This window comes from Pseudomonas pudica (assembly GCF_015680405.1).
Classification (GTDB): domain Bacteria; phylum Pseudomonadota; class Gammaproteobacteria; order Pseudomonadales; family Pseudomonadaceae; genus Aquipseudomonas; species Aquipseudomonas pudica.
Genome location: NZ_JADLJS010000008.1, coordinates 18,400 through 41,713, shown reverse-complemented (window position 1 = coordinate 41,713; position 23,314 = coordinate 18,400). Strand labels below are relative to the sequence as shown.

Sequence of the window (23,314 nt, the reverse complement as noted above, 5' to 3'; positions counted from 1 at the left end):
GTTTCCAGTCAGGCCATTTCGGCGGTGGTTACCGGGGTGTGCGCGGTGCTTTTGCAACGCACCCAACGCGGGCCTTGGGGGCCATACACGCCGGCAGGTTCGGGGAAAAGGTTGAGCAGCAGCAGGTACAGCACACCTGCCAGCCCCAGGGTGACCGGCAGGCTCAGGTCGATGCCGCCGGCCAGGTCGCCCAGTGGGCCGACGAACTGCCCTGGCAGGTTGACGAAGCACAGGCCCACCGCCGCGCTGGGGATCCACGCCCCCATGCCGCGCCAGTTCCAGCCATGCAGGAACCAGTAGTGGCCGCCACGCTGGCCGCGGGTGAATACCTGCAGGTCGTCGGCATGGTAGAAGCCGCGGCGAGTGATCAGGCCAAGGATCATGATCACCATCCACGGGCTGGTGCAGGTGATGATCAGCACGGCGAAGGTCGAAACGCTCTGCACCAGGTTGAAAGTGAAGCGGCCGACGAAGATGAAGCCGATCGCCAGCACGCCGATCAGCAGCGTGGCGCCGGCACGGCTGAGCAGGCGTGGGAACACGCTGGACATGTCCAGGCCGGTGCCGTACAGCGCCGTTGTGCCGGTGGACATGCCGCCGATCACCGCAATCAGGCACACCGGCAGGAAGAACCAGCTTGGCGCCACCGCCAGCAGGCCACCGACGTAGTTGTTGGCAGCGATGTAGTCCGGCGCCTGGGTGGCCACCAGGGTGGCGGTGCACAGGCCGAACAGGAACGGGATCAGTGTCGCGCCCTGGGCCGCGATCACCGCCAGCATGATCCGAGCCTTTGGGGTTTCACGCGGGATGTAGCGCGACCAGTCGCCGAGGAACGCACCGAACGACACCGGGTTGCTCATGGCCAGGATTGCCGCACCGACGAATGCCGCCCAGAAGCCCGCCTGGCCGAGGTTGACGCTACCCGCGTAACCGGCATCGAACGGCCCGGCAAAGGCAACGATGCCCAGCAGGAACAGCAGGCTCGAGGCCCAGACGGCAATCTTGTTGACCCACAGCATGAAGCGGAAGCCGAAGATGCACACCACCAGCACCAGTACCGCGAACAGGCCGTAAGCCAGGCCCAGGGTAAGGTCGGTTTCCGGCAGGCCGGCCAGGCGCTTGGCGCCGCCGACCAGGGCATCGCCCGAGCTCCAGACCGACAGCGAAAAGAATGCCACTGCGGTGAGCAGCGACAGGAACGAACCGACGATGCGACCGTGCACGCCAAAGTGCGCACCCGACGACACCGCGTTGTTGGTGCCGTTGAGCGCGCCGAACAGGCCCATGGGCGCGAGGATCAGCGCACCCACGCCGACGCCGAGCAGGATCGCCCACACACCGGCCTGGAACGACAGCCCGAACAGCACCGGGAAGCTGCCCAGCACGGCTGTGGCGAAGGTATTGGCGCCGCCGAAGATCAGGCGGAACAGGTCCAGCGGGGAGGCGTCGCGTTGATCGTCGGGGATCTGTTCGACGCCGTTGGTCTCGATACCGGTCGAGTGGCTCATGGTGATGCTCCAGCGCGGTTGTTGTGGGCCGGCGCAGTACGCGGGCCTTATTGTGGGTGCGATGGCAGGGCGGCAGGGCCGCGTAAATGGATGATCAGGCCGGCGATACGACCGACAGGTGCTCGTGGCAGGCCAGCCACCGTTCGCCGTGGCGGCGGAAGACAATGGTTTCGCGCTCGCTCAACTGGTGTTCTTCGCCGGCGATACGGATGTGCGTGGCCACATCATGCATGAAGATCGCCACGTCACCTTGCAGGCTCACCTGGGCATTGCCTGATTCGCAGGCGAGCACGGCAAACCCGTCGGCCTGCCACTGGGCCCAGAGTTGCTCGTAGGCATGGCGCGACAGCAGCGGTTGCGGCAGGGTGTGGAAAAGGAAGGTGGCGTCTTCGCTGAAGCAGGCGAAATAGCGAGCAGTGTCGTTGCTGGCGAACGCCGCAACGAGGTCGGCGGCGGCTTGCCGTACCTGGAGTGTCTGGTCCACGGGAGTGGCCTCACGGTTCTTGTGATTGTGGTGAAGCGATTCTGGTGGCGGTTTGCGAGGGGAAAAATCGCTGCGGGCAAATAATCAGTTCAGGAATTTGTGAAGTGATGGCTGCGCTTTCTCAGGTTTCGCGCCGCACACCCTGTGGGAGCGGGCGTGCCCGTTCTCATAAGGCTGCACATAACGCATTGAATTAGCAGGGCCCCCTGTGGGAGCGGCTTCAGCCGCGAACACCGGCGCAGCCGGTGCCACGCACCACGCTGGATTCTTCGCGGCTAAAGCCGCTCCCACAGGGTCTCTACGCGACAGCGCAGCCCAAAGGGCTTTCAGCTATCCAGCTGTCATCTGACTGCAACGAATATTCAGCAACCTTTCTGCCATCTCCCGTGCCTCATTGCGAGTTCGAATGGGCCATCCCGCGCTGCATCTGCCACAGGACCACGACCTGTTCGGCCTGCTCTACGCCTTCGCCTTCCGCCCTGGCCAGCCGGGGCGCGAAATTGATTCGGCGCAGTTGTTGCGCATGCTCGGCCAGCCGCTGGAACCTGGCGAGTTTCTGTGGGTGCACCTGAACCTGGCCCACGCTGCCTGCGAACGCTGGTTGCGCACCCACCTGCAGCTGCCCGAAGCCTTCTTCGAAACCCTGCGCGAAGGTTCGCGCTCGACCCGTCTCGAACACGCCGACGCGGCACTGCTGGCGGTGGTCAACGATGTGGTGTTCAACTTCGGCCTGGTGACCTCGGACATTTCCACGCTGTGGGCCTGCGCCAGCAGCCAGCTGCTGGTGAGCGCCCGGTTGCAGCCGTTGCATTCGGTGGACAAGTTGCGCTCGTCGGTCAAGCGTGGCGAGCGCTTTCATTCGTCCATCGAGTTGCTGGTCCATCTGCTGCGCGACCAGGGCGATGTGCTGACCCAGATCGTGCGTGAAACCACCACCAGCGTCGACCGCATCGAAGACCAGTTGCTGTCCCAGCGTCTGAGCGACAACCGCGCCGAACTGGGCAGCATGCGCCGGGTGCTGGTGCGCCTGCAGCGCCTGCTGGCGCTGGAGCCAGGGGCGCTGCTGCGGCTGCTGAACCGGCCGCCCGACTGGCTGCAGGAACAGGACATACGCCAGCTGCGCGCGGCCACAGAAGAGTTCACCCTGGTGATCAGCGACCTCACCGCCCTCGGTGAGCGGATCAAACTGCTGCAGGAAGAAATCGCCGCCAAGCTCAACGAACAGACCAACCGCACCCTGTTCACCCTGACTGTGGTGACTGTGCTGGCCCTGCCCATCAACATCATCGCCGGCTTCTTCGGCATGAACGTCGGGGGTGTGCCGCTGGCGGAAAACCCCCATGGTTTCTGGGTACTGGTGGCCCTGGTGGCGACCTTCACCGTGCTGGTGGGGCGCTGGGCTTTTCGCAAGCGGCGCGAGTACTGACGCGACGATCGCCGGTCAGTTCGCCTCCCGCACTGCACTCAGGAACGCCCGGGTCCGCTCCTGTTGCGGGTTTTCGTAGATCTGTGCCGGCGTCCCCTGTTCGTGGATCTGCCCCTTGTAGAAAAAGCACACCCGATCCGCGAACTCCCGGGCAAAGCCCATCTGATGCGTCACCATCAGCATGGTCAGGTTGTGCTCGCTGCCCAACCGGCGGATCACGTTCAGCACCTCGCCACACAGTTCCGGGTCCAGCGCCGAGGTCACTTCGTCGAACAGCATCACCTTGGGCCGCATCGCCAGCGCCCGGGCAATCGCCACGCGCTGTTGCTGGCCACCGGACAATTGCGATGGGTAGTGCTCGAACTTGTTGCCCAGGCCAACCATCTCCAGCAACTCGGCAGCCCGTTCACGCGCCTCGGCCGGCTTCACGCCCAACACCTGGACCGGGGCCTCGATCACGTTCTGCAAGGCACTCATGTGCGGGAACAGGTTGAAACTCTGGAACACCATGCCGATCTTCGCCCGCACTTTGCGTACATGTCGCTCGTTGGCGATGAGCTGCGTGCCGTTGCGCCCAGGCATGTGGGTGAGCGATTCGCCATCGACTTCGATCATGCCCTGGTCGATGCCCTCAAGTGTCATCAGTACCCGCAGCAATGTCGACTTGCCCGAGCCACTGGGGCCGATGATCGCCACCTTTTCGCCAGGGGCGACATCGAGGTTGAGGCCGTCGAGTACGGTGAAGCTGCCGTAGCGTTTGGTCACGTCCTTGAAACTGACGATCGGTTGGGCAATGGCCGGTGTGGGCATGTGGGTGTCCAGCGGCTGGGTGGCCGTGGCGGTGGCACTGGCGAAGTGGGTCACAGGGGCGATCATCAGCGGAGCTCCAGGCGCACTTCAAGGCGCCGAACGAGGTAGGCCAGAGCGACGCTCAAGGCCAGGAAGAACAGACCGACCAGGGTGATCGGCTCGAGGTAGCGGAAGCTTTCGGAGCCGACATTCTTGGCCTGCTGCATGATTTCCACCACGGTGATGGCCGACAGCACCGGGGTGTCCTTGAGCATGGCGATCAGGTAGTTGCCCAACGGCGGCAGGATCGGCCGAATCGCCTGGGGCAGGATGACTGCCCGGTAGGCGGTCCATGGCGCGAAGTTGAGGGCGACCACCGCTTCCCACTGGCTGCGCGCCACCGAGTCGAGGCCGCCGCGGTAAACCTCGGCCAGGTAACAGGCGTAGTGCACGCCGATACCGATGATGCCGGCCTGCATGGCGGTCATGTTGACCCCGTAGTTGGGCAGCACGTAATAGAGGAAATACACCTGGATCAGCAGCGGCGTACTGCGGATGAACTCGATCAGCAATGCCACCGGCCATGACAGCCAGGCCTGGCGGCTGCGTCGGGCGATGGCCAGGAACAGGCCCAGCACCACTGCGATCAGGAAGCCAACCACGGTGATGCCCAGGGTTTTCAGCGACGCCTGCAGCAAGTCGGGCAGGATTTGCGCGACGTAGTTCCAGTCCCAGAAATTCATGACAGGCTCCCCCGCAGGCGACCGCGGCTCAGGCGCCGTTCGACCCGACGCATGAGGAAGTTGATGACCTGCGCCAGGACGAAGTAGAGCAGCAGGGTGAGGCTGAAGATTTCCAAGGTCTGGAAAGTCGCCTGGTCCAGCTGACGGGCGCGGAAGCTAAGGTCCGACAGGGTGATCAGCGACACCAGCGATGTGTTTTTCAGCAGTTCGATCAGCAGGTTGGTGCCAGGTGCGATGGCCGCCAGCAATGCCTGCGGCAGGATGATCCGCCGGAAGCGGATGGTGGCGGGCATGTTCAGCGCGGTGCAGGCTTCGTACTGCCCTTTGGCCACCGAGCTGATCGCCCCGCGCATCACTTCGGCACCGTAGGCACCGATATGCAGCCCGAGGCCGACGATCGCCACGGTGTAGGCGCTGAGTTCGAGGTTGAACGGTGGCAGCGGCAATACGAAGAACAACCAGAACAACTGCACCAGCAACGAGGTGCCGCGGAACAGCTCGATGTAGGCCACGCAAAGCCAGCTCAATGGCCGCCATGACGAACGCCGGCCAAGGGCGGCGAGGATCGCGGCGACGATGGCCAGCAGCGAGCCGAAGAAGGTGACCTGAATGGTGACCCAGGCGCCTTGCAGTAACAACGGTATCAATTCACCCATGGTTCGACCTGAATAATCGGATTACACAGGGAATGGCACGGCAAGCGCCATGCCACCTCGATTCACTGCTGGGCACAGAGCTCGGCGGCGGTCTTGTCTGTCACGTTGCTGCGGTCGAAGCCGAACGGCGCGACGGTCTTGAGATGCTCCTCACTGCCCAGCCACTTTTTCATCTCGGCGTTGACCGCGTCGCGCAGGGCCTTGTCCTCGGGGCGGAAGGCCAGGGCACCGTAGCCGGTGTGGGCCGGGTCATCCGTGAAGTCGCTGATCGCCTCTACCTTGTCGCCACCCTTTTTCGCCAGGCCCTTCATGGTCAGCTGGGTGCCCACGGCAGCATCGGCGCGGCCGGCGCGCACGGCCTGCAACTGGGCGGTGGTGTCCGGCACCTGAAGGATCTGCGCATCCGTGATGCCGGATTCGCGGGCATAGGCGAGGTTGACCGTGCCCGCCATGATCGCCAGTTTCACGTCCGGGCTCCTGGCGATGTCGGCGTAGCTGTGCAGGTTCTTCGGATTGCCCTGTGCAACCAGCAGGGTGTCGGGCAGGGCGTACTGCGGGTCGGTGAAGATCACCTGCTTGCAGCGTGCCGGGGTGATGTACATGCCGGCGGCAATCACATCGAAGCGCCCGGCGCGCAAGCCCGGGATCAACGAACCCCACTCGGTGAGCACGCCATCGACCTGCTTGATGCCCATCTTCTCGAAGATGATCTTGGCGATTTCCGGTGACTCCCCGGTTACCCGGCCATCGGTCTCGGTGAAGGCGAACGGGGTTTCGTTGGCGTAGCCGATGCGGATGTGGCTGGTTTCCTTGATTTCGTCCAGGCTGGCAGCCTGGGCGCTGGCAAGCACACCGAAGGCGGCACAGGCCATCAGCAGGCGATGGAAGGGGCGTGGAACGTTGAAAGGCTGGCTCATCAATGAAGCTCCTGTTTGTTATAAAAACCGTCATCGACGGCTCTGTGTTAGGAGGCAGTGGAGCAAAACAGCGATAGCAGGTCGGTCTTTTGTTCGAGGCTGGCAGGCAGCGGGAGTTCGACCTTGGGGCGAGCATACAAAAGCTGAAACGGCGATGGCATTGCACTAGGACAATTGCCCGAAGCACTTGTACGGGGGATGCTGTGACCCTGGCCCCGGCAAGTGAAGCGAACATCATGATGCACAGTTGGAAGGCAGCCCTGGACACCGCCCGCATCGGCGAGTCCAAATACAAGATTCTGGTCCAGGCGGTCACCGGCGAAATCGAGCGCGGCGTATTGGTACATGACCAGCGCCTGCCACCGCAGCGGCAGGTAGCCGATGCCCTGGGCATCAGCGTGCAGACCGTGACCAATGCCTACAAGGAACTTGAGCGCCAAGGCCTGGTACGTTGCGAGATCGGCCGTGGCAGTTTCGTCAGTCGGCGCATGAGCGACCGTGTGTCGGATGACATCATCGACCTGCCCGAGCGTACCCTGGTCGACTTCTCCATCACCCGCATCCTTCACACCCAGGTGCACGAGCGCATCTGGCGCGACACTTGCGCCGAGTTGGCCGTTGAAGAGGAGCAGCCGTGGATCCATGCCTACCGGCCCATCGCCGGTTTCGAGAGCCACCGCGAGGCTGCGGTGCGCTGGCTTGCCGGCCTGGGCATGCAGGTCGAGCGTGACGATGTGCTGGTCACCAATGGTGCCGCCCACGCTATCTTCCTGGCCCTGGCCTCGCTGGCCGGGCCGGATGATGTGGTGCTGTGCGAGGGGTTGACCGACCATGGCGTGATCGGCAATTCACAGGTGCTCGGTTTCACCCTCAAAGGCCTGGAGATGGACCGCGAGGGCATCAACCCGGAGCATTTCGAGGACATCTGCAGCAACGAGCGTGTGACCGCGCTGGTGTGCACACCCAACCTCAACAACCCTACCGTCAGCCTGATGCCCGACAGCCGGCGCCAGGAGATTGCCGAAATTGCCCGGCGCTTTGGCGTGCATATCATCGAAGATGACGTTTACGGGCCGCTGCTGGGTGGCAGCCATGCCAGGCCGCTCAGCTCCTATGCGCCGGAGCTGTCGTTCTACTGCACCAGCATGACCAAGTCGGTGCTTACCGGCCTGCGCGTGGGCTACCTGGCCATGCCCAAGCGCCTGGCGCTACGCACCGAGAGCATCTTGCGGGTCAACAGCTGGATGGCCACGCCCCCGGTGGCGGAAATTGCATCGCGCTGGATCAACGACGGGCGCGCGGCGCAGCTGGTGGCGTTGCAGCGCACTCTGCTGGGCGAGCGTCAGGCGTTGTTGCGTGACTACCTGGGGGAATATGTGCGTGGTCAGCACTCCCATGCCTTAGGGGCGTGGCTGAACATTCCCGAGCGGTGGGAAGTGGACAGCCTGGTGCGTGCCCTGCGCCGCCGGCAGATTGCGGTAACGCCGCCGGAGCCGTTCCTGGTGCGCGGTACACCGCGGCCACGGGCCGTGCGCTTGTGCGTGGGCGCCGAGTGTTCCGAGGCGAAGCTGCGGCAGGCCTTTGGCGATATGCGGGAGTTGTTCGGGCAGTATCCGCAGATCCATGAACTGTAACTCTCCTGCAGCGGCCTCTTCGCGGGCATGCCCGCTCCCACAGGAATCGCTGTGCCAAACATGTGGGAGCGGGCGTGCCCGCGAAGAGGCCGCTGCAGGAAAAAACAAATTCCCCGGCAAATTGCCCTAGTACATTCATCACGACAATTTTCGCCTCATACACTCCGCCCAACATCAGCTCACTTGTTGGGTCCCGGTCATGTCAGCGCTCTCGCTTCACGATCTCTACCTCGCCCGCCAGCGTATCCACGGCCTGGTGCGCAGCACTCCGCTGGAACTTTCCCCCAGCCTGTCACGGCACCTGGGCACACCGGTCTACCTGAAGCTCGAGGCCCTGCAGACCACCGGCAGCTTCAAGCTGCGCGGTGCCAGCAATGCCATCGCGGCACTGAGCGCAGAACAACGCGCATGCGGCGTGGTTACGGCTTCCACCGGCAATCACGGCCGGGCGGTGGCCCACGCTGCTGCGCAACTGGGGGTGAAGGCAACCGTGTTTCTTTCGCAACTGGTGCCAGCCAACAAGGTCCAGGCCATCCGCGACCTGGGCGCCGAAGTGTGCATCGTCGGCCACTCCCAGGACGATGCCCAGCAGGCCGCACAACAACATGCCGAGCAACAGGGCGCAACGCTGATTCCACCTTTCGATCACCCCCAGGTCATCGCTGGCCAGGGCACACTGGGCCTGGAAATCATCGAGCAGTTGCCCGAGGTGGAGCAGGTGCTGATTCCGCTCTCCGGTGGTGGCCTGTTCGCGGGTGTGGCGTTGGCCATGAAAAGCATCAAGCCGGCGCTCACCACCCATGGCGTCAGCATGCAGCGTGGCGCGGCGATGTACGCCAGCCTGCAGGCCGGTTGCCCGGTCGAAGTCGAGGAGCTGCCAACCCTGGCCGACTCGCTTGGCGGCGGTATCGGCCTGGACAACCAGCACACCCTGAGCATGACCCAGCGACTGCTCGACCAACTCTACCTGCTGCCGGAAGCGTCGATCGCCAACGGCATGCGCCACGCCTATCAGCACGAACGGCTGGTACTCGAAGGTGCCGGCGCAGTCGGCATCGCCGCGCTGCTCGACGGCCTTGTGACGGCCCGCGGCCCGGTCGTGGTGGTGGTCAGCGGGCGCAACGTCGACAGCGCACAGCATCAGCGCGTCATCAACGGCGGCGACGCCTGAAATTCAAGTTTCCTTCACTGGAGGTATTCGAATGCCGGCCATCACCTTGCTCAGCGAAGCCGACCTGCGTAGCTGCATCACCCTCGATCGCAACGCGATCGATGCCATCGAGCAGGCCTTTGCCCTGCTTGCCACGGCAAAGGTGGCGATGCCGCCGATCCTGCGCCTGGATGTGCCCGAGCACAACGGCGAGGTAGACGTGAAAACCGCCTACCTGCCAGGGCTGGAGCGTTTCGCGATCAAGGTCAGCCCTGGCTTTTTCGACAACCCCAAGCTTGGCCTGCCCAGCCTCAACGGCATGATGATGCTGCTGTCGGCCCGCACTGGCCTGCTCGATGCCTTGCTCCTCGACAATGGCTACCTCACCGCCGTGCGCACCGCTGCAGCCGGTGCGGTAGCTGCACGCTGGCTGTCGCGGCAGGACAGCCGCAGCGTGGCCTTGATCGGCAGTGGCGAACAGGCACGCCTGCAGCTGCAGGCACTGCGCCTGGTGCGGCCGATCGAACAGGTCAAGGTGTGGGGGCGCGATGCGCAGAGAACCGCAGCGTTATGCGATGACCTGGGGCGCGATGGGCAACTGCAGGTACAGGCTTGCGACAGTGTCGACCAGGCCATGCAGTCGGTCGATATCGCCATCACCTGCACCCCCAGCCGCGAGCCGCTGATCCAGCCGCATCACCTGCAACCGGGGCTGCACATCACTGCCATGGGCTCGGATGCCGAGCACAAGAACGAGATCGCGCCCACGGCCCTGGCCCGGCTCGACCGCTATGTCGCCGACCGCCTGAGCCAGACCCGCGTGCTGGGCGAACTGCACCATGCCTTGCGCGCTGGCGCGGTCAGCGAACAGGCCGTTCATTCCGAGCTGGGCCAGATCATCGCCGGGCTGCACCCGGGCCGGGTACAGGCCGATGAGGTCACCCTGTGCGACCTGACCGGCACCGGGGCCCAGGACACCGCAATCGCCAACCTTGCCTTCGAACGCGCAATCGCCGCCGACAAAGGCCTGGCGTTTCACAGCTGACAGCTTTCGCAACCCACTCACAAGAAGGGCATCCGCATGTCACAAACAGTGGTCAACCTGCCGTTCGGTCGGCAGGAGTACGCCCAGCGCCTGGCCAAGACCCGCGCTGCCATGCAGGCACAGGGCCTGGAGCTTTTGCTGGTTACCGATCCCTCTAACATGGCCTGGCTCACCGGCTATGACGGCTGGTCGTTCTACGTGCACCAGTGCGTGCTGCTGGCGCTCGATGGCGAGCCGATCTGGTTTGGCCGCGGCCAGGACGCCAATGGTGCACGGCGTACGGTGTTCATGCAGCACGACAACATCGTCGGCTACCCGGACATCTATGTGCAGTCACGCGAGCGTCACCCGATGGACTACCTGTGCCAGGAGGTGATTCTGGCCAAGGGCTGGGGCGGCCTGAGCATCGGCGTGGAGATGGACAACTACTACTTCAGCGCGGCGGCCTACCAGGCGCTGTGCAAGCACCTGCCACAGGCGCGTTTCAGCGATGCCGCCGGGCTGGTCAACTGGCAGCGGGCCGTCAAGTCGCCGCAGGAAATCGAATACATGCGTATCGCCGCGCGCATCGTCGAACAGATGCACGGGTGCATCCTCGAACGCATCGAGCCCGGCATGCGCAAGAACGAGCTGGTGGCCGAGATCTACCGCAGCGGCATCCTCGGTGTCGATGGCCATGGCGGCGACTACCCGGCCATCGTGCCGTTGTTGCCGACCGGCGCGGATGCCAGCGCGCCGCACCTGACCTGGGACGATTCACCGTTCACCCGCGGCGCCGGCACGTTCTTCGAGATTGCCGGCTGCTACAAGCGCTACCACTGCCCGCTGTCGCGCACCGTGTACCTGGGCAAGCCGCCGCAACACTTTCTCGATGGCGAAAAGGCAGTGGTCGAAGGTATCGCGGCCGGCCTTGATGCCGCGCGGCCGGGTAACACCACCGGTGACATCGCCAGGGCGTTCTTCCGCGTACTGGAGAAGTTCGGCATCCACAAGGACAGCCGTTGTGGTTACCCGATCGGTATCAGCTACCCACCAGATTGGGGCGAGCGCACCATGAGCCTGCGCCCGAGCGACACCAGCGTGCTGCAACCGGGCATGACCTTCCACTTCATGCCGGGGCTGTGGATGGACGACTGGGGCCTGGAGATCACCGAAAGCATCCTCATCACCGAGACCGGGGTAGAGACCCTGTGCAACGTGCCGCGCCAGCTGTTCGTGAAGGATTGACCCATGAATGCGATCGCACAGGCCGCCGCCACGGTGGCCAACCCCATCACCTGTACCTTGGATTTCGAGCAGGACGGCGTGCAGCACGGCTTCCTCAAGCTGCCGTACTCGCGTGACGACTCGGCCTGGGGTGCGGTGATGATTCCGCTGACGGTGGTCAGGAACGGCAATGGCCCGACAGCCTTGCTCACTGGTGGCAATCACGGTGACGAATACGAAGGCCCGGTGGCGCTGAGCAAGCTGGCCCAGCAGCTGCAGGCGGGGCAGATAAGCGGGCGGGTGATCATCGTGCCGTTCATGAACACACCGGCGTTCCAGGCGGGCACCCGCACCTCGCCGATCGACCGGGGCAACCTCAACCGCAGCTTCCCTGGCCGGCCCGATGGCAGCGTGACGGAAAAGATCGCCGACTATTTCCGCCGCACCCTGCTGCCGTTGGCCGATATCGTCCTGGACATCCACTCCGGTGGTCGCACCCTCGACTTCCTGCCTTTCGCTGCATGCCATGTGCTGCCCGACAAGGCCCAGCAGGCCCGTTGTGAAGCTGGCATGCAGGCCTTCGCCGCGCCCTACAGCATGCGCATGCTCGAGCTGGATGCGCAGGCGATGTACGACACCGCGGCAGAAGAGCAGGGCAAGGTGTTCATCACCACCGAACTGGGCGGTGGTGGCACCTCCACGGCGAAAAGCGTGGCCCTGGCGGAGCGCGGCGTGCGCAATGTGCTGATTCACGCCGGCATCCTCGCCGGCGAACTGGAGCAGGGCGAGACAACCCTGCTGGACATGCCCGATGGCGATTGCTTCATCGCCAGCGAGCACGACGGATTGCTGGAGATGTGCCGCGACCTGGGCGAAACGGTCAGCCAGGGTGAGGTGATCGCCCGTATCCATGACATCCGCCGCACCGGCAGCGCCCCGGTCGAGTACCGCGCCCGACGCAATGGCTTGCTCGCAGCCCGGCACTTTCCCGGCCTGGTGCAGTGCGGCGACACCCTGGCGGTAATCGCTGACGTATTGGCCTGAACCTGGCGCCACGACAACGAGGTATGGAGAACAGTCATGTCACACCACTACCCATTCAACAGCCTGTGCCACGTCGATGGCCAATGGCTGCACAGCCACAGCGGCAACAGCATCGCCGTGCATGACCCGGCCAACCGCCAGGTCATCGGCCATGTGCCTCTGCTCGACCATGAGCAGATCGTTGCCGCGGTGGATGCCGCCCAGCGGGCTTTCCCGGCCTGGCGCCAGCAGAGCCTGGACAGCCGCGCTGCGCTGTTGCGGCGTTGGGCCGAATTGATGCTCGAACACCAGGAGGCTCTGGCGCGCATTCTCAGCGAGGAGCAGGGCAAACCGCTGGCCGAAGCACGCGGTGAAATCGCCTATGCGGCAAGCTTCATCCCCTGGTTTGCCGAGGAGGCCCGGCGCCTCAACGGGCAGACCATCCCCAGCCATATTCCGGGTGCCCAGCTGAGTACGCTGAAGGAGCCCGTCGGGGTCTGCGCGCTGCTCACCCCATGGAACTTCCCCAGCGCCATGATCACCCGCAAGGCGGCTGCGGCATTGGCGGCCGGCTGCACGGTGGTGGTCAAGCCGGCCCACGAAACACCGTTCTCGGCGCTGGCCCTGGCCCAGCTGGCAGAGGACGCCGGCTTCCCGCCGGGGGTATTCAACGTGGTGATCGGCGAGCCGCAAATGGCCATGGAAACCCTGGTGCGCGACAGCCGCGTGCGGGCGGTCAGCTTCACCGGCTCGACCCGGGTGGGCAAGCTGGTGCTGCAAGCCGCGGCTCAGGATGTGAAGAAAGTGGCGCTGGAGCTGGGCGGCAATGCGCCGTTCATCGTCTGCGCCGATGCCGACCTGGAGCTGGCCGTGCGGGTGGCCGTGGCAGCCAAGTTCCAGACGTCTGGCCAGGACTGCTGCGCGGCCAACCGGATCATGGTGCAGCGGCCGTTGTACGAAACATTCCTGGCGCGTTTTGCCGAAGCGGTGCGGGCGTTGAAGGTTGGCCCGGCGATGGTCGATGGCGAGGAGACTGCCGCAGAGGTCGGCCCGCTGATGCACCAGGCCGCCTTTGATGCCACCCAGGCGCGGGTCGAGGACGCCTTGCAGCGTGGCGCCCGGCGCCTGGTCGGTGGCGAGGGCCATGCGCTGGGGGGCTGGTTCTTCCAGCCGACGGTGCTCGCCGATGTGACGCCGGCGATGCGCATCTACCAGGAAGAAAACTTCGCGCCGATTGCCGGGGTCATGCCATTCGACACGCTGGAGCAGGCCATCGCCATGGCCAACGACACTGAATACGGCCTGGCTGCCTACATCGTCGGCAACCGCCTCGATGTCGTGCACCCGCTGGTGCGCCGGCTCGACCACGCCATGGTGGCGATCAACGGCGTCAAGTTCACCGGCCACCCTATCCCGTTCGGCGGCATGAAGGCCTCGGGCCTGGGCCGCGAAGGCGGCAGCGAGGGCTTCGAACCCTTCGTCGAAACCAAATACGTTTGCTTGCACCACCACGGTCAGTTCTAAGGAGTGTTTGCCATGAGCCAAGAATTCAGCCAGCTGTTCGAACAGGACCGCGCCCACTTCATGCACCCCTCGACCCACGCCCATGACCACGCCAGCGGCGCGCTCAAGGGCCGGATCATCACCGGTGCCGAGGGCATCCGCCTGCGTGACCATGAAGGCCGCGAACTGATCGATGCCTTCGCCGGCCTTTACTGCGTGAACATCGGTTACGGGCGTACCGAGGTCGCTGACGCCATCCATCGCCAGGCCAAGGAGCTGGCGTATTACCACACCTACGTCGGCCACTCGACCGAGGCGATCATCGAGCTTTCCAGCCGCATCATCGACTGGGCGCCGGCCGGGATGAAAAAGGTCTATTACGGCCTGTCGGGTTCCGATGCCAACGAGACCCAGGTCAAGCTGGTGCGCTACTACAACAACATCCTCGGCCGCCCACTCAAGAAGAAGATCATCTCTCGCGACCGCGGCTATCACGGCTCGGGCATCATGACCGGCAGCCTTACCGGCCTGCCCAGCTTCCATCAGCATTTCGACCTGCCGGTGGAAGGCGTCAAGCATACGGTCTGCCCGCACTGGTACCGCAAGGCACCGGCCGGCATGGATGAGCAGGCCTTCGTGCGCTATTGCGCCGACGAACTGGAGCAACTGATCCTGGCCGAAGGGCCCGATACCGTCGCCGCTTTCATTGGCGAGCCGCTGATGGGCACCGGTGGCATCATCGTGCCGCCCAAGGGCTACTGGAAGGCTATCCAGGCCGTGCTCGATCGCTACGACGTGCTGTTGATCGCCGACGAAGTGGTGTGCGCCTTCGGCCGCCTGGGCTCGAAGATGGGCAGCCAGCGCTACGACATTCGCCCGGACCTGATCACCACGGCCAAGGGCCTGACCAGCGCCTATGCGCCCCTGTCGGCCGTGATCGTTGGCGAGAAGGTGTGGAACGTGATCGAAGAAGGCTCGCAGAAGGCCGGCCCCATGGGCCACGGCTGGACCTACTCCGGGCACCCGATCTGCGCGGCGGCGGCGCTGGCCAACCTGGATATTCTCGAGCGCGAGAACCTGACCGAGAACGCCGAAGTGGTGGGGGCTTACCTGAACCGGCGCATGCGCGAAACCTTCGAAGGCCACCCGCTGGTGGGTGAAGTAAGGGGTGACGGCATGCTTTGCGCAGTCGAGTTCATGGCCGATCGCGAGGCGCGCACGGCGTTCGACCCGGCGTTGAAAGTCGGGCCACAGGTGTCGGCAGCGTGCCTTGAGCGGGGGATGATCGCCCGGGCCATGCCGCATGGTGACATTCTCGGCTTTGCACCGCCGTTGGTGCTGAACCAGGAGGATGCCGAAAAGATCGTCGCCATCACCAAGGCGGCGGTCGATGAGGTGGCTGGCAAGGTGCTCGGCTGAGTATTGCAGGGGCCGCCATGCGGCCCCATCGCCGGCCTCGGCAGGCGAACCGACTGACGGTCCCATCCACCTTTCATCCTTGCCTACGCTGATATTCCCAACCCGCTGAAGCAAGGAGAACCGTCATGGCCTTTCAATACAAGCGTCTGGACAAGAACAACGCCGCCGTGCTTCTGGTCGACCACCAGACCGGCCTGCTCTCGCTGGTAAGGGACATAGACCCCGACCGCTTCAAGAACAACGTCCTGGCCCTGTCGGACCTGGCCAAGTACTTCAAGCTGCCGACCATTCTCACCACCAGTTTCGAGACGGGCCCCAACGGCCCGCTGGTGCCCGAACTGAAAGAGCAGTTCCCCGACGCCCCGTACATCGCCCGGCCTGGCAACATCAACGCCTGGGACAACGAGGACTTCGTCAAGGCCGTCAAGGCCACCGGCAAGAAGCAGTTGCTGATCGCCGGCGTGGTGACCGAAGTGTGCGTGGCCTTCCCGGCACTGTCGGCGCTGGAGGAGGGCTTCGAGGTATTCGTCGTCACCGATGCCTCCGGCACCTTCAACGAACTGACTCGTGACTCGGCCTGGCGGCGCATGGAGGCCGCCGGGGCGCAACTGATGACCTGGTTCGGCGTGGCCTGCGAGCTGCATCGTGACTGGCGCAACGATATCGAAGGGCTGGGAACCCTTTTCTCCAACCATATTCCGGACTACCGCAACCTGATGACCAGCTACAACAAACTGGCCAAGTAATCTGGCCACGAAGGCATCGCATACCCTGTGGGAGCGGGTTCACCCGCGAATGCGTCGGTAGCTTCAATGACGTATTCGCGGGTAAACCCGCTCCCACACCCTCCCCGGAACACCCATAAGCACCCGCAGAATCAATGAGATAGAAGCAAGCCAGCGAAATCCACAAGCGAAGCGGCAAACTGCCATGGATCGACCATACTGACTCTTCATTCGCCCTCAGGAGAGTGCCATGTCGAAGTCGTCCAGGAAGAAAGACCCCAAGGACCAGCCGGAGAAACTGGGCGGCAAGGCGTACGAGAAGGAACTCAAGCAGCTGCATGTGGAACTGGTGAAGCTGCAGGAGTGGGTGGTGGCCAAGGGCCTGAAGGTGTGCATTGTCTTCGAGGGCCGCGATGGCGCCGGCAAGGGCGGTACCATCAAGGCCATTACCGAGCGCGTCAGCCCGCGAGTATTCCGCGTGGTGGCGCTGCCGGCACCGACCGAGCGGGAAAAGACCCAGATGTATGTGCAACGCTACCTGGGCCACCTGCCTGCCGCAGGCGAGGTAGTGATCTTCGACCGCAGCTGGTACAACCGCGCCGGTGTCGAGCGGGTGATGGGCTTCTGCAGCGAAGAACAGAGCAGCAAGTTTCTCACCGTGGTGCCGCTGTTCGAAAAGATGATGGTCGAGTCGGGGATCATCCTCATCAAGTACTGGCTGGAGGTCAGCGCCGAAGAGCAGACCCGCCGCCTGCAGGACCGCATCAACGATGGCCGCAAGCTGTGGAAGCTGTCGCCGATGGACCTCAAGTCGTACACCCGCTGGGATGAATACACCCGGGCCCGCGACGACATGTTCGCCGCCTCCGATTCGTCCTGGGCGCCGTGGTTCATGGCCCATTCCAACGACAAGCGCCGTGCCCGGCTGAATATCATCAGCCATCTGCTGACGCGCATCCCCTACAAGGACATCACCAGCGACGGGCAGGTGAAATTGCCCAAGCGCGGCAAGATCGGCAAATACAAGGCGGTCAACTACCCATTCAAAGTCGTCGAAGAGCGTTTCTGATCTTTCCCCGCGGGGGAGCAGCGAGGGTGCGAGCCTATGCCACATGACGGCAGCCTGTTGCAGGCGACGGTGGTGTTCCTGCTGGCCGTGGTGCTTCTTGTACCGCTGGCGCAGCGTTTGAAAATGGGGGCGGTGCCCGGCTATCTGCTGGCGGGCATCCTGATAGGGCCATCGGTATTTGGCTTGCTGAACAACCCGGATAACGTGGCACGCCTGTCGGAGATGGGTGTGGTGATGCTGCTGTTCGTCATCGGCCTGGAGCTGTCGCCACGGCGTTTGTGGAGCATGCGCCGGGCGCTGTTTGGCGTCGGCTCGCTACAAGTGGGCCTGAGCGCTGTGGTGCTTGGCCTGCTGGCGTACTGGCTGTTCGGCCAGTCGAAGCCGGCTGCCATCGTGCTGGGCCTGGGCCTCGCGCTGTCGTCCACCGCGTTTGGCCTGCAGGTACTGGCCGAGCGCAAGGACCTGGGCAAGCCACACGGCCGCCTGGCCGTGGCGATCCTGCTGTTCCAGGACATTGCCGCGATCCCGTTGATTGCCGTGGTGCCGCTGCTCGGCGGTGATGTCAGCACCGCCGACGAAGGTGCCTGGCCGGTGCTGGCGGTGGTGGTTGGCATAGGTGTGCTGATCATCTTTGGCCGCTACCTGTTGACTCCTGTCTTCAAGTGGACAGTCGGTTCGGGCCTGCCCGAGCTGTCGACCGCTACCGCCTTGCTGGTGGTGCTGGGCACCGCCTGGGTGATGGAGCACGTGGGTGTGTCGATGGCGCTGGGGGCATTTCTGGCGGGTGTATTGATGGCCGAGTCGCCTTTCCGCCACGAACTGGAAACCCAGATCGAGCCCATTAAGGGTTTGCTGCTGGGGCTGTTCTTCGTTGGCGTGGGGATGAGCGCCGACCTGCGCCTGCTGTTCGGTATGCCCTTGGTGGTGCTGGGGCTGACCCTGCTGCTGGTGGTCATCAAGTTGCCGCTGCTATATGGCCTGGGGCGCATGGCGGGTGGGCTCAACCAGGCCCAGGCGTTGTGCCTGGGTGTGGTGCTGGCGTCTGGTGGCGAGTTTGCCTTCGTGGTGTTCAAGCTGGCGCTGGACCATCAGGTGCTGGCGCAGCAGGTGCATGACCTGCTGGTGCTGGCCATCACCTTGTCGATGGCGGTAGTGCCATTGGTAATGATGGCGCTGGCGCGGCAGTTGCGTGACGACAGCCCCTCGCGGGCAACCCCTGAAGCGGGCCACTGAATCGCGCCACATGGCGCACCTGGAGTTCGGAGGTGAAGCATGCAACCGGGTATCAAGCTGGACAGCCGCCTGTCGCGGGGCTTGCTCGATGTGCTCATCAAAGCCGGCCTGGTGGCTGCGCTGGTGGTTTTCGCCTTCCAGACGTTCCAGCCGTTTCTGGAGCTGATGCTGTGGTCGGTGATCCTGGCGGTGACCTTGTACCCGTTATATTGCCGCATCCAGCGCCGCACAGGGCTCAAGGACGGGCTTTCGGCGACGCTGGTCGTTCTGCTGGTACTGGTCGTGCTGCTGGTGCCGATCTACCTGGTTGTGATGTCCATCGGCGAGTCGGTAGACAGCCTGGTGACGCTGCTCAAGAGCGGGGCCTGGACCGTGCCGGCACCTCCCGATTCGGTGGCTGCCTGGCCGCTGATCGGGCCGAAGGTGCATGCCCTGTGGCTGGCAGCCTCGGAAAACATGGCCGGCGTGCTGAACCAGTGGATGCCCCAGCTCAAGGGTGCCGGGCGCACGGTGCTGGGGGCGGCGGCCAGCGCAGGCGGCGCGTTCCTGTTGTTCATTGCGGCGATCATCGTCTCGGGCATTATCATGGCGTTCGGTGACCGCGGCGAAATCGCGGCGCAGCGTATAGCCATGCGGGTGTCGGGCGAGGAGCGCGGCAAGCCACTGGCCAAACTGTGCACCGCCACCATTCGCGCGGTGGCTCAGGGTGTGATCGGCATCGCATTCATCCAGATGCTGCTGATCGGTGTCGGCTTTGTCATCAAAGGGGTGCCGGGGGCCGGGATGCTGGCCATCGTCATCCTCATGCTGGGGATTGCCCAGGCACCGGCCACGTTGATCACGGTGCCGGTGATAATCTACGTATTCAATGTCGAAGGTTTTACCGTGGCGACCATCATCTTCGCCATCTATACCTTCGTCGCCGGGCTTGCCGACAACGTGCTCAAGCCGCTGCTGCTGGGGCGCGGGGTGGACGTGCCGATGCCGGTGGTGCTGATCGGGGCGCTGGGCGGCATGGTGGTCAAAGGCATCATCGGCCTGTTCCTCGGCCCGGTGATCCTTGGCGTTACTTATGTGCTGTTCTGGCAATGGGTGGCGCTGCAGGTGCCGGAAAACCCCGTCGAGCCGTCGGCGTGAGCCAGGGCCTGCCATGCCCGGACGCCTCTGTGGTTGTGCACTGAGCCTGGCTGCCACGTTGGTGGGCTGTACCCAGGTCGGTCCCGATTTCCAGCCGCCCCAAGACCCGTGGCTGAGCACCTGGAACACCCCGCTGCTGGAGCAGGCCGGGCAGCAGGCCGCGGCGCCCGACCTGCGCCAGTGGTGGGCCGTGTTCGCCGACCCGGCCCTGGACGCCTTGATCACCGAGGCCGATGCCAACAACAGCAACCTGCGCGTGGCCGGCTTGCGCATTGCCGAAGCCCGCGCCCAGTTGGCCATCGTGCAGACCGGGCGTTATCCACAGCTGCAGCAGCTGCGCGCCCAGAGCCTGTACCTGAAACAGGACCAGTCCGGCACGTCCACCGCCCGCGATTCGGTGTTCTGGCAATCCAGCGCGGGCTTCGACATTGGCTGGGAAATCGACTTCTGGGGGCGCTTCAGCCGCGCCATCGAAAGCGCCGACGCCGCCTACTTCGCCTCACAGGCCAATTACGCCGATGCCATGCTGCTGTTGCGTGCGCAGGTGGCTGACACCTACTTTGCCCTGCGCACCGCCGAGGCGCGGCTGGATATCGCCGAAGAAAACGCCCGCCGCCAGGCGCGTAGCCTGGAGATAACCGAGCGGCTGTTCCGTCATGGCGAAAACGACGAACTCGACTGGCAACAGGCGCGCACCCAGTACCTGGCTACTCAGGCCACCATCCCCGAGTTCCAGAACCAGCTCAATGCCCTGCGCAATGTGCTGTGCTCGCTATTGGGCCGGCCGCCCGGGCCGCTGCCACAGCTGGATGCCGGCCACGGCCAGTTGCCGTTGCCGGACCGTGCCGTGCTGCAGGGCGTGCCCGCCAGCCTGCTGCAGCGTCGCCCGGACATCCGCGCCGCCGAGCAGGCGGTGGCGGCGCAGTCGGCGCTGGTCGGGGTGGCCGAGGCCGACCTTTATCCACAGCTGAGCCTGCTGGGCAGCATCGGCTGGAGCTTCGTCACGGCCAATCACCTGCCCGACACATTCGACATCGCCGCCGGGCCCAGCCTGATCTGGAACCCGTTCGACTACGGCCGGCGCAAGAACGCCGTGCGCGTGGAAGATGCCCGCTTGCAGCAGCTGATCGAGCTGTATCACCAGGGCGTGCGCGAAGCCGCCCGCGAGGCCGACGATGCCGCCAGCGGGCTGGTGCGTTCGTTGCAGAGCGCAAGCATCCGCGACCAGGCCTCGCAGGCCGCGCAGCGCTCGCTGAACCTGGCCAGCTCGCAGTACCGCGAAGGCTTTGCCGACTTCCAGCGCGTGCTCGACGCCCAGCAACTGCTGTTGCAGCAACAGGACGGCTACCTGGTCAGCCGGGGCAATGCCGTCAGCAGCCTGGTGACGTTGTACAAGGCGCTCGGCGGCGGCTGGGACGCCAGTCGCGCACCGATCGACCCGGCCACCCGCAAGCAGATGCAGCAACGCACCGACTGGGGCGAACTGCTCGACGAGCCACCCCCCAGCGCACATGCACAAGGTGAAACGAAATGAGCGACGCCATGCCGACGCCCCCCCCGCCAGCCGCCGATCGCGGCATGCGCTGGGTGCTGCTGCTGATTGCCGTGAGCCTGCTGTGGTACCTGCTGGCCGACCGTTTCACGCCTTATACCCAGCAGGCCCGCCTGCAGGCTTACGTGGTGCCGGTGAGTGCCGAGGTGGCCGGGCAGGTGAAGCGTGTGGCGGTAGGCAACAACCAGGAAGTACGCAAGGGCGATGTGCTGTTCGAACTGGACCAGGAACAGTACCGCATCGCCCTGGCCCGCGCCGAAGCCGACCTGGACGCGGTACGCCGGCAGATCGGCGCCCACACCGCTGGCATCGACTCGGCCCAGGCGGCGCTGGTGGCGGCCCAGGCCAACGAGCGCAAGGCGCGGCAGGACGCCGAGCGGCTCAAGCGCCTGATCGATGAGGACCCGGGCACGGTTTCGGTGCGCCGCCTTGAGGGCGCCCAGGCCAGCCGCGACCAGGCCATCAGCCAGGTGGCGGCAGCCCGTGCCGAAGTGGAGCGGGCCCGTGAGCAGCAGGGCGGGGCGCAGGACGACAACGCCCAACTGCGCAGTGCGGCGGCCAATGTGGAAAAAGCCCGGCTGGACCTGGCGCGCACCGTTGTACGCGCCGATGCAAACGGGCTGATCACGGACCTGCGCACTGACGTTGGCCACTACGTCGGCGCCGGCAGCCCGATGATGACCCTGATCGCCATCCATGACGTGTGGATAAGTGCCGACATGACCGAGAACAACCTCGGTCGGCTGCGCCCTGAAACCCCGGTGCTGGTAGTGCTCGATGCGCTGCCCGGCACGGTGTTGAAGGGGCGCATTCGCAGCATCGGCTACGGCGTGAGCGTGGGCCAGAGTACCCCGCCGGGCACGTTGCCGACAGTGCAGAACAGCCGCGAGTGGCTGCGCTCTGCGCAGCGCTTCCCGGTGATCGTCGAACTGGAGCGTGACCAGTTGCAGGACAAGAGCGGATTGCGGGTCGGCGGCCAGGCCGAAGTCATGGCCCTGCCAAGCGAGGGCAACCCATTGAACCTGCTGGGCCGGCTGTTCATGTGGCTGATGAGCTGGCTGTCGTATGCCTATTGAGCTGCGCCGCCTGCGCGCCCTGCGCCTGGCCTGGGGCGTGGCGCTGTGCCTGGCGGTGAGTTTCGGCATCGGCCTGCCGGTGCCGATTCTGGCGCCGGTGTTCGCGGTGCTGTTGCTGGCCATGCGCAGCCAGCCTTTGCCCCTGCGTGCGGCACCGGCTCTGGCGGTGCTGGTACTGCTTGCTTGCGGCAGCGGGTTGCTGCTGATTCCGCTGCTGCGCCATGCCCCGGTGAGTGGAGTGTTGCTGGTAGGGGTAGGGGTCTTCCTGACCTTGCGTTATGCGCTGAAAGGGGGCAACGGCCTGCTGGCCAATTTGCTGGTGATCGGCCTGACCATGATCGCTGCCGCCGGCACCAGCGACTTCAGCCTGGCACTGTCTGTGGTCGAAGCGCTGGCCAAAGGCATGCTGCTGGCGGTGCTGGGTACCGCGGCAGCGCATGTGCTGTTTCCAGAGCCGGCTGATGCGCCGGCGCAACCGGCACCGCCTCTGCTCGACAGTGATCAGGTGAGCTGGGTCGCCTTGCGTGCCACGCTGATCGTCATGCCGGCCTTTTTGCTGGCGCTGATTGCCCCGGACCAGTACATGCCGCTGATCATGAAGGCAGTGAGCCTGGGGCAGCAGGCCGGCGAGACCCGCGCGCGGCATGCCAGCCGCGAGCTGATCGGCTCGACCTTGCTGGCCGGGTTGCTGGCAATACTGACGTGGGGCGCGTTGAGCCTGTTCGTGCACCTGTGGATGTTTTTCCTGTGGGTGCTGCTTTTCGTCCTTTGGCAGGGGCGCAGGCTCTACCGTGCGGTTGATACCAGGCAAAGCCCGGCTTATTGGGTGAGTTGCCTGACGACCATGCTGATCTTGCTGGGGCAGTCGGTGCAGGACAGCGCGGGCGGGCAGGATGTGTACCGCGCCTTTGCCGTGCGCATGGCGCTGTTTCTGGCGGTGTCGGTGTACGCTAGCGCCATGCTCATATGGATTGATCGGCGGCGGGTTCGGACTGTTTAGCTCTTCTGTACTGGCCTCT

At 64.6% G+C, this 23,314-nt stretch carries 21 protein-coding genes; 15 read left to right on the top strand and 6 right to left on the bottom strand.

Translation table 11 applies throughout. The features are described from left to right. Positions 1 to 8: 8 nt before the first annotated feature. The gene (locus tag IRZ77_RS08535; RefSeq protein WP_046616768.1) at positions 9 to 1,508 is read right to left on the bottom strand and encodes a purine-cytosine permease family protein; all 1,500 of its coding nucleotides are present in this window, start codon (positions 1,506 to 1,508) and stop codon (positions 9 to 11) included. A 94-nt stretch (positions 1,509 to 1,602) separates the two neighbouring features. Continuing rightward, positions 1,603 to 1,992: a YybH family protein gene (locus IRZ77_RS08530; RefSeq protein ID WP_015268917.1), complete on the bottom strand. Its 390-nt coding sequence runs from the start codon at positions 1,990 to 1,992 to the stop codon at positions 1,603 to 1,605. A 406-nt stretch (positions 1,993 to 2,398) separates the two neighbouring features. On the opposite strand from IRZ77_RS08530, the gene IRZ77_RS08525 reads away from it, so the two are divergent. Further along, positions 2,399 to 3,418 carry a transporter gene (locus IRZ77_RS08525; RefSeq protein WP_196173250.1) on the top strand — a complete coding sequence of 340 codons (1,020 nt, stop codon included), beginning with the start codon at positions 2,399 to 2,401 and terminating at the stop codon, positions 3,416 to 3,418. A 15-nt stretch (positions 3,419 to 3,433) separates the two neighbouring features. Here IRZ77_RS08525 and ehuA read toward each other — a convergent pair whose 3' ends face one another. The 4 genes from ehuA to ehuB all read right to left on the bottom strand — a co-directional run bounded on the left by ehuA (position 3,434) and on the right by ehuB (position 6,523). Beyond that, complete coding sequence (gene ehuA, locus IRZ77_RS08520; RefSeq protein WP_178081818.1) at positions 3,434 to 4,228, bottom strand: ectoine/hydroxyectoine ABC transporter ATP-binding protein EhuA; 795 nt, start codon at positions 4,226 to 4,228, stop codon at positions 3,434 to 3,436. 65 nt (positions 4,229 to 4,293) lie between these two features. After that, entirely contained in the window at positions 4,294 to 4,950 is a 657-nt protein-coding gene (gene ehuD / locus IRZ77_RS08515) for an ectoine/hydroxyectoine ABC transporter permease subunit EhuD (RefSeq protein WP_046616766.1), read from the bottom strand. Then, positions 4,947 to 5,606 carry an ectoine/hydroxyectoine ABC transporter permease subunit EhuC gene (ehuC, locus tag IRZ77_RS08510; RefSeq protein WP_046616765.1) on the bottom strand — a complete coding sequence of 220 codons (660 nt, stop codon included), beginning with the start codon at positions 5,604 to 5,606 and terminating at the stop codon, positions 4,947 to 4,949. Before ehuC ends, ehuD begins: the two co-directional genes overlap by 4 nt. Positions 5,607 to 5,668: 62 nt before the next feature. Continuing rightward, entirely contained in the window at positions 5,669 to 6,523 is an 855-nt protein-coding gene (ehuB, locus tag IRZ77_RS08505; RefSeq protein WP_196173248.1) for an ectoine/hydroxyectoine ABC transporter substrate-binding protein EhuB, read from the bottom strand. A 239-nt stretch (positions 6,524 to 6,762) separates the two neighbouring features. On the opposite strand from ehuB, the gene ehuR reads away from it, so the two are divergent. The 14 genes from ehuR to IRZ77_RS08435 all read left to right on the top strand — a co-directional run bounded on the left by ehuR (position 6,763) and on the right by IRZ77_RS08435 (position 23,295). Then, complete coding sequence (gene ehuR / locus IRZ77_RS08500) at positions 6,763 to 8,157, top strand: MocR-like ectoine utilization transcription factor EhuR (RefSeq protein ID WP_196173339.1); 1,395 nt, start codon at positions 6,763 to 6,765, stop codon at positions 8,155 to 8,157. Between the two features lie 199 nt (positions 8,158 to 8,356). Next, the gene (gene eutB / locus IRZ77_RS08495; protein ID WP_196173246.1) at positions 8,357 to 9,328 is read left to right on the top strand and encodes a hydroxyectoine utilization dehydratase EutB; all 972 of its coding nucleotides are present in this window, start codon (positions 8,357 to 8,359) and stop codon (positions 9,326 to 9,328) included. A 31-nt stretch (positions 9,329 to 9,359) separates the two neighbouring features. Beyond that, positions 9,360 to 10,352 (top strand): ectoine utilization protein EutC, encoded by a 993-nt coding sequence (gene eutC / locus IRZ77_RS08490; protein WP_196173244.1) that lies wholly within the window; start codon positions 9,360 to 9,362, stop codon positions 10,350 to 10,352. Positions 10,353 to 10,388: 36 nt separating this feature from the next. Beyond that, entirely contained in the window at positions 10,389 to 11,579 is a 1,191-nt protein-coding gene (doeA, locus tag IRZ77_RS08485) for an ectoine hydrolase DoeA (RefSeq protein WP_085601899.1), read from the top strand. Between the two features lie 3 nt (positions 11,580 to 11,582). Continuing rightward, on the top strand, positions 11,583 to 12,602 hold the full coding sequence (doeB, locus tag IRZ77_RS08480) for a N(2)-acetyl-L-2,4-diaminobutanoate deacetylase DoeB (protein ID WP_046616759.1): 1,020 nt from the start codon (positions 11,583 to 11,585) through the stop codon (positions 12,600 to 12,602). 36 nt (positions 12,603 to 12,638) lie between these two features. After that, positions 12,639 to 14,105, top strand: a complete 1,467-nt coding sequence (locus IRZ77_RS08475; RefSeq protein WP_108480148.1) for an NAD-dependent succinate-semialdehyde dehydrogenase — start codon at positions 12,639 to 12,641, stop codon at positions 14,103 to 14,105. A gap of 12 nt (positions 14,106 to 14,117) precedes the next feature. Beyond that, complete coding sequence (locus IRZ77_RS08470) at positions 14,118 to 15,503, top strand: aspartate aminotransferase family protein (protein WP_196173241.1); 1,386 nt, start codon at positions 14,118 to 14,120, stop codon at positions 15,501 to 15,503. Positions 15,504 to 15,628: 125 nt separating this feature from the next. Beyond that, complete coding sequence (gene ycaC / locus IRZ77_RS08465) at positions 15,629 to 16,249, top strand: isochorismate family cysteine hydrolase YcaC (RefSeq protein WP_010951959.1); 621 nt, start codon at positions 15,629 to 15,631, stop codon at positions 16,247 to 16,249. A 229-nt stretch (positions 16,250 to 16,478) separates the two neighbouring features. Continuing rightward, the gene (gene ppk2 / locus IRZ77_RS08460) at positions 16,479 to 17,297 is read left to right on the top strand and encodes a polyphosphate kinase 2 (protein ID WP_046616002.1); all 819 of its coding nucleotides are present in this window, start codon (positions 16,479 to 16,481) and stop codon (positions 17,295 to 17,297) included. 36 nt (positions 17,298 to 17,333) lie between these two features. Beyond that, on the top strand, positions 17,334 to 18,530 hold the full coding sequence (locus IRZ77_RS08455; RefSeq protein ID WP_108480146.1) for a monovalent cation:proton antiporter-2 (CPA2) family protein: 1,197 nt from the start codon (positions 17,334 to 17,336) through the stop codon (positions 18,528 to 18,530). Positions 18,531 to 18,569: 39 nt separating this feature from the next. Then, entirely contained in the window at positions 18,570 to 19,667 is a 1,098-nt protein-coding gene (locus IRZ77_RS08450) for an AI-2E family transporter (protein WP_046616004.1), read from the top strand. 13 nt (positions 19,668 to 19,680) lie between these two features. After that, positions 19,681 to 21,201, top strand: coding sequence for an efflux transporter outer membrane subunit (locus IRZ77_RS08445; RefSeq protein WP_046616005.1), 1,521 nt, complete (start codon positions 19,681 to 19,683; stop codon positions 21,199 to 21,201). After that, positions 21,198 to 22,295 (top strand): HlyD family secretion protein, encoded by a 1,098-nt coding sequence (locus IRZ77_RS08440; RefSeq protein ID WP_085601906.1) that lies wholly within the window; start codon positions 21,198 to 21,200, stop codon positions 22,293 to 22,295. Before IRZ77_RS08445 ends, IRZ77_RS08440 begins: the two co-directional genes overlap by 4 nt. After that, positions 22,285 to 23,295: a DUF2955 domain-containing protein gene (locus IRZ77_RS08435; protein ID WP_108480145.1), complete on the top strand. Its 1,011-nt coding sequence runs from the start codon at positions 22,285 to 22,287 to the stop codon at positions 23,293 to 23,295. The genes IRZ77_RS08440 and IRZ77_RS08435 overlap by 11 nt, the downstream gene beginning before the upstream one ends. The last annotated feature ends 19 nt before the right edge of the window (positions 23,296 to 23,314 follow it).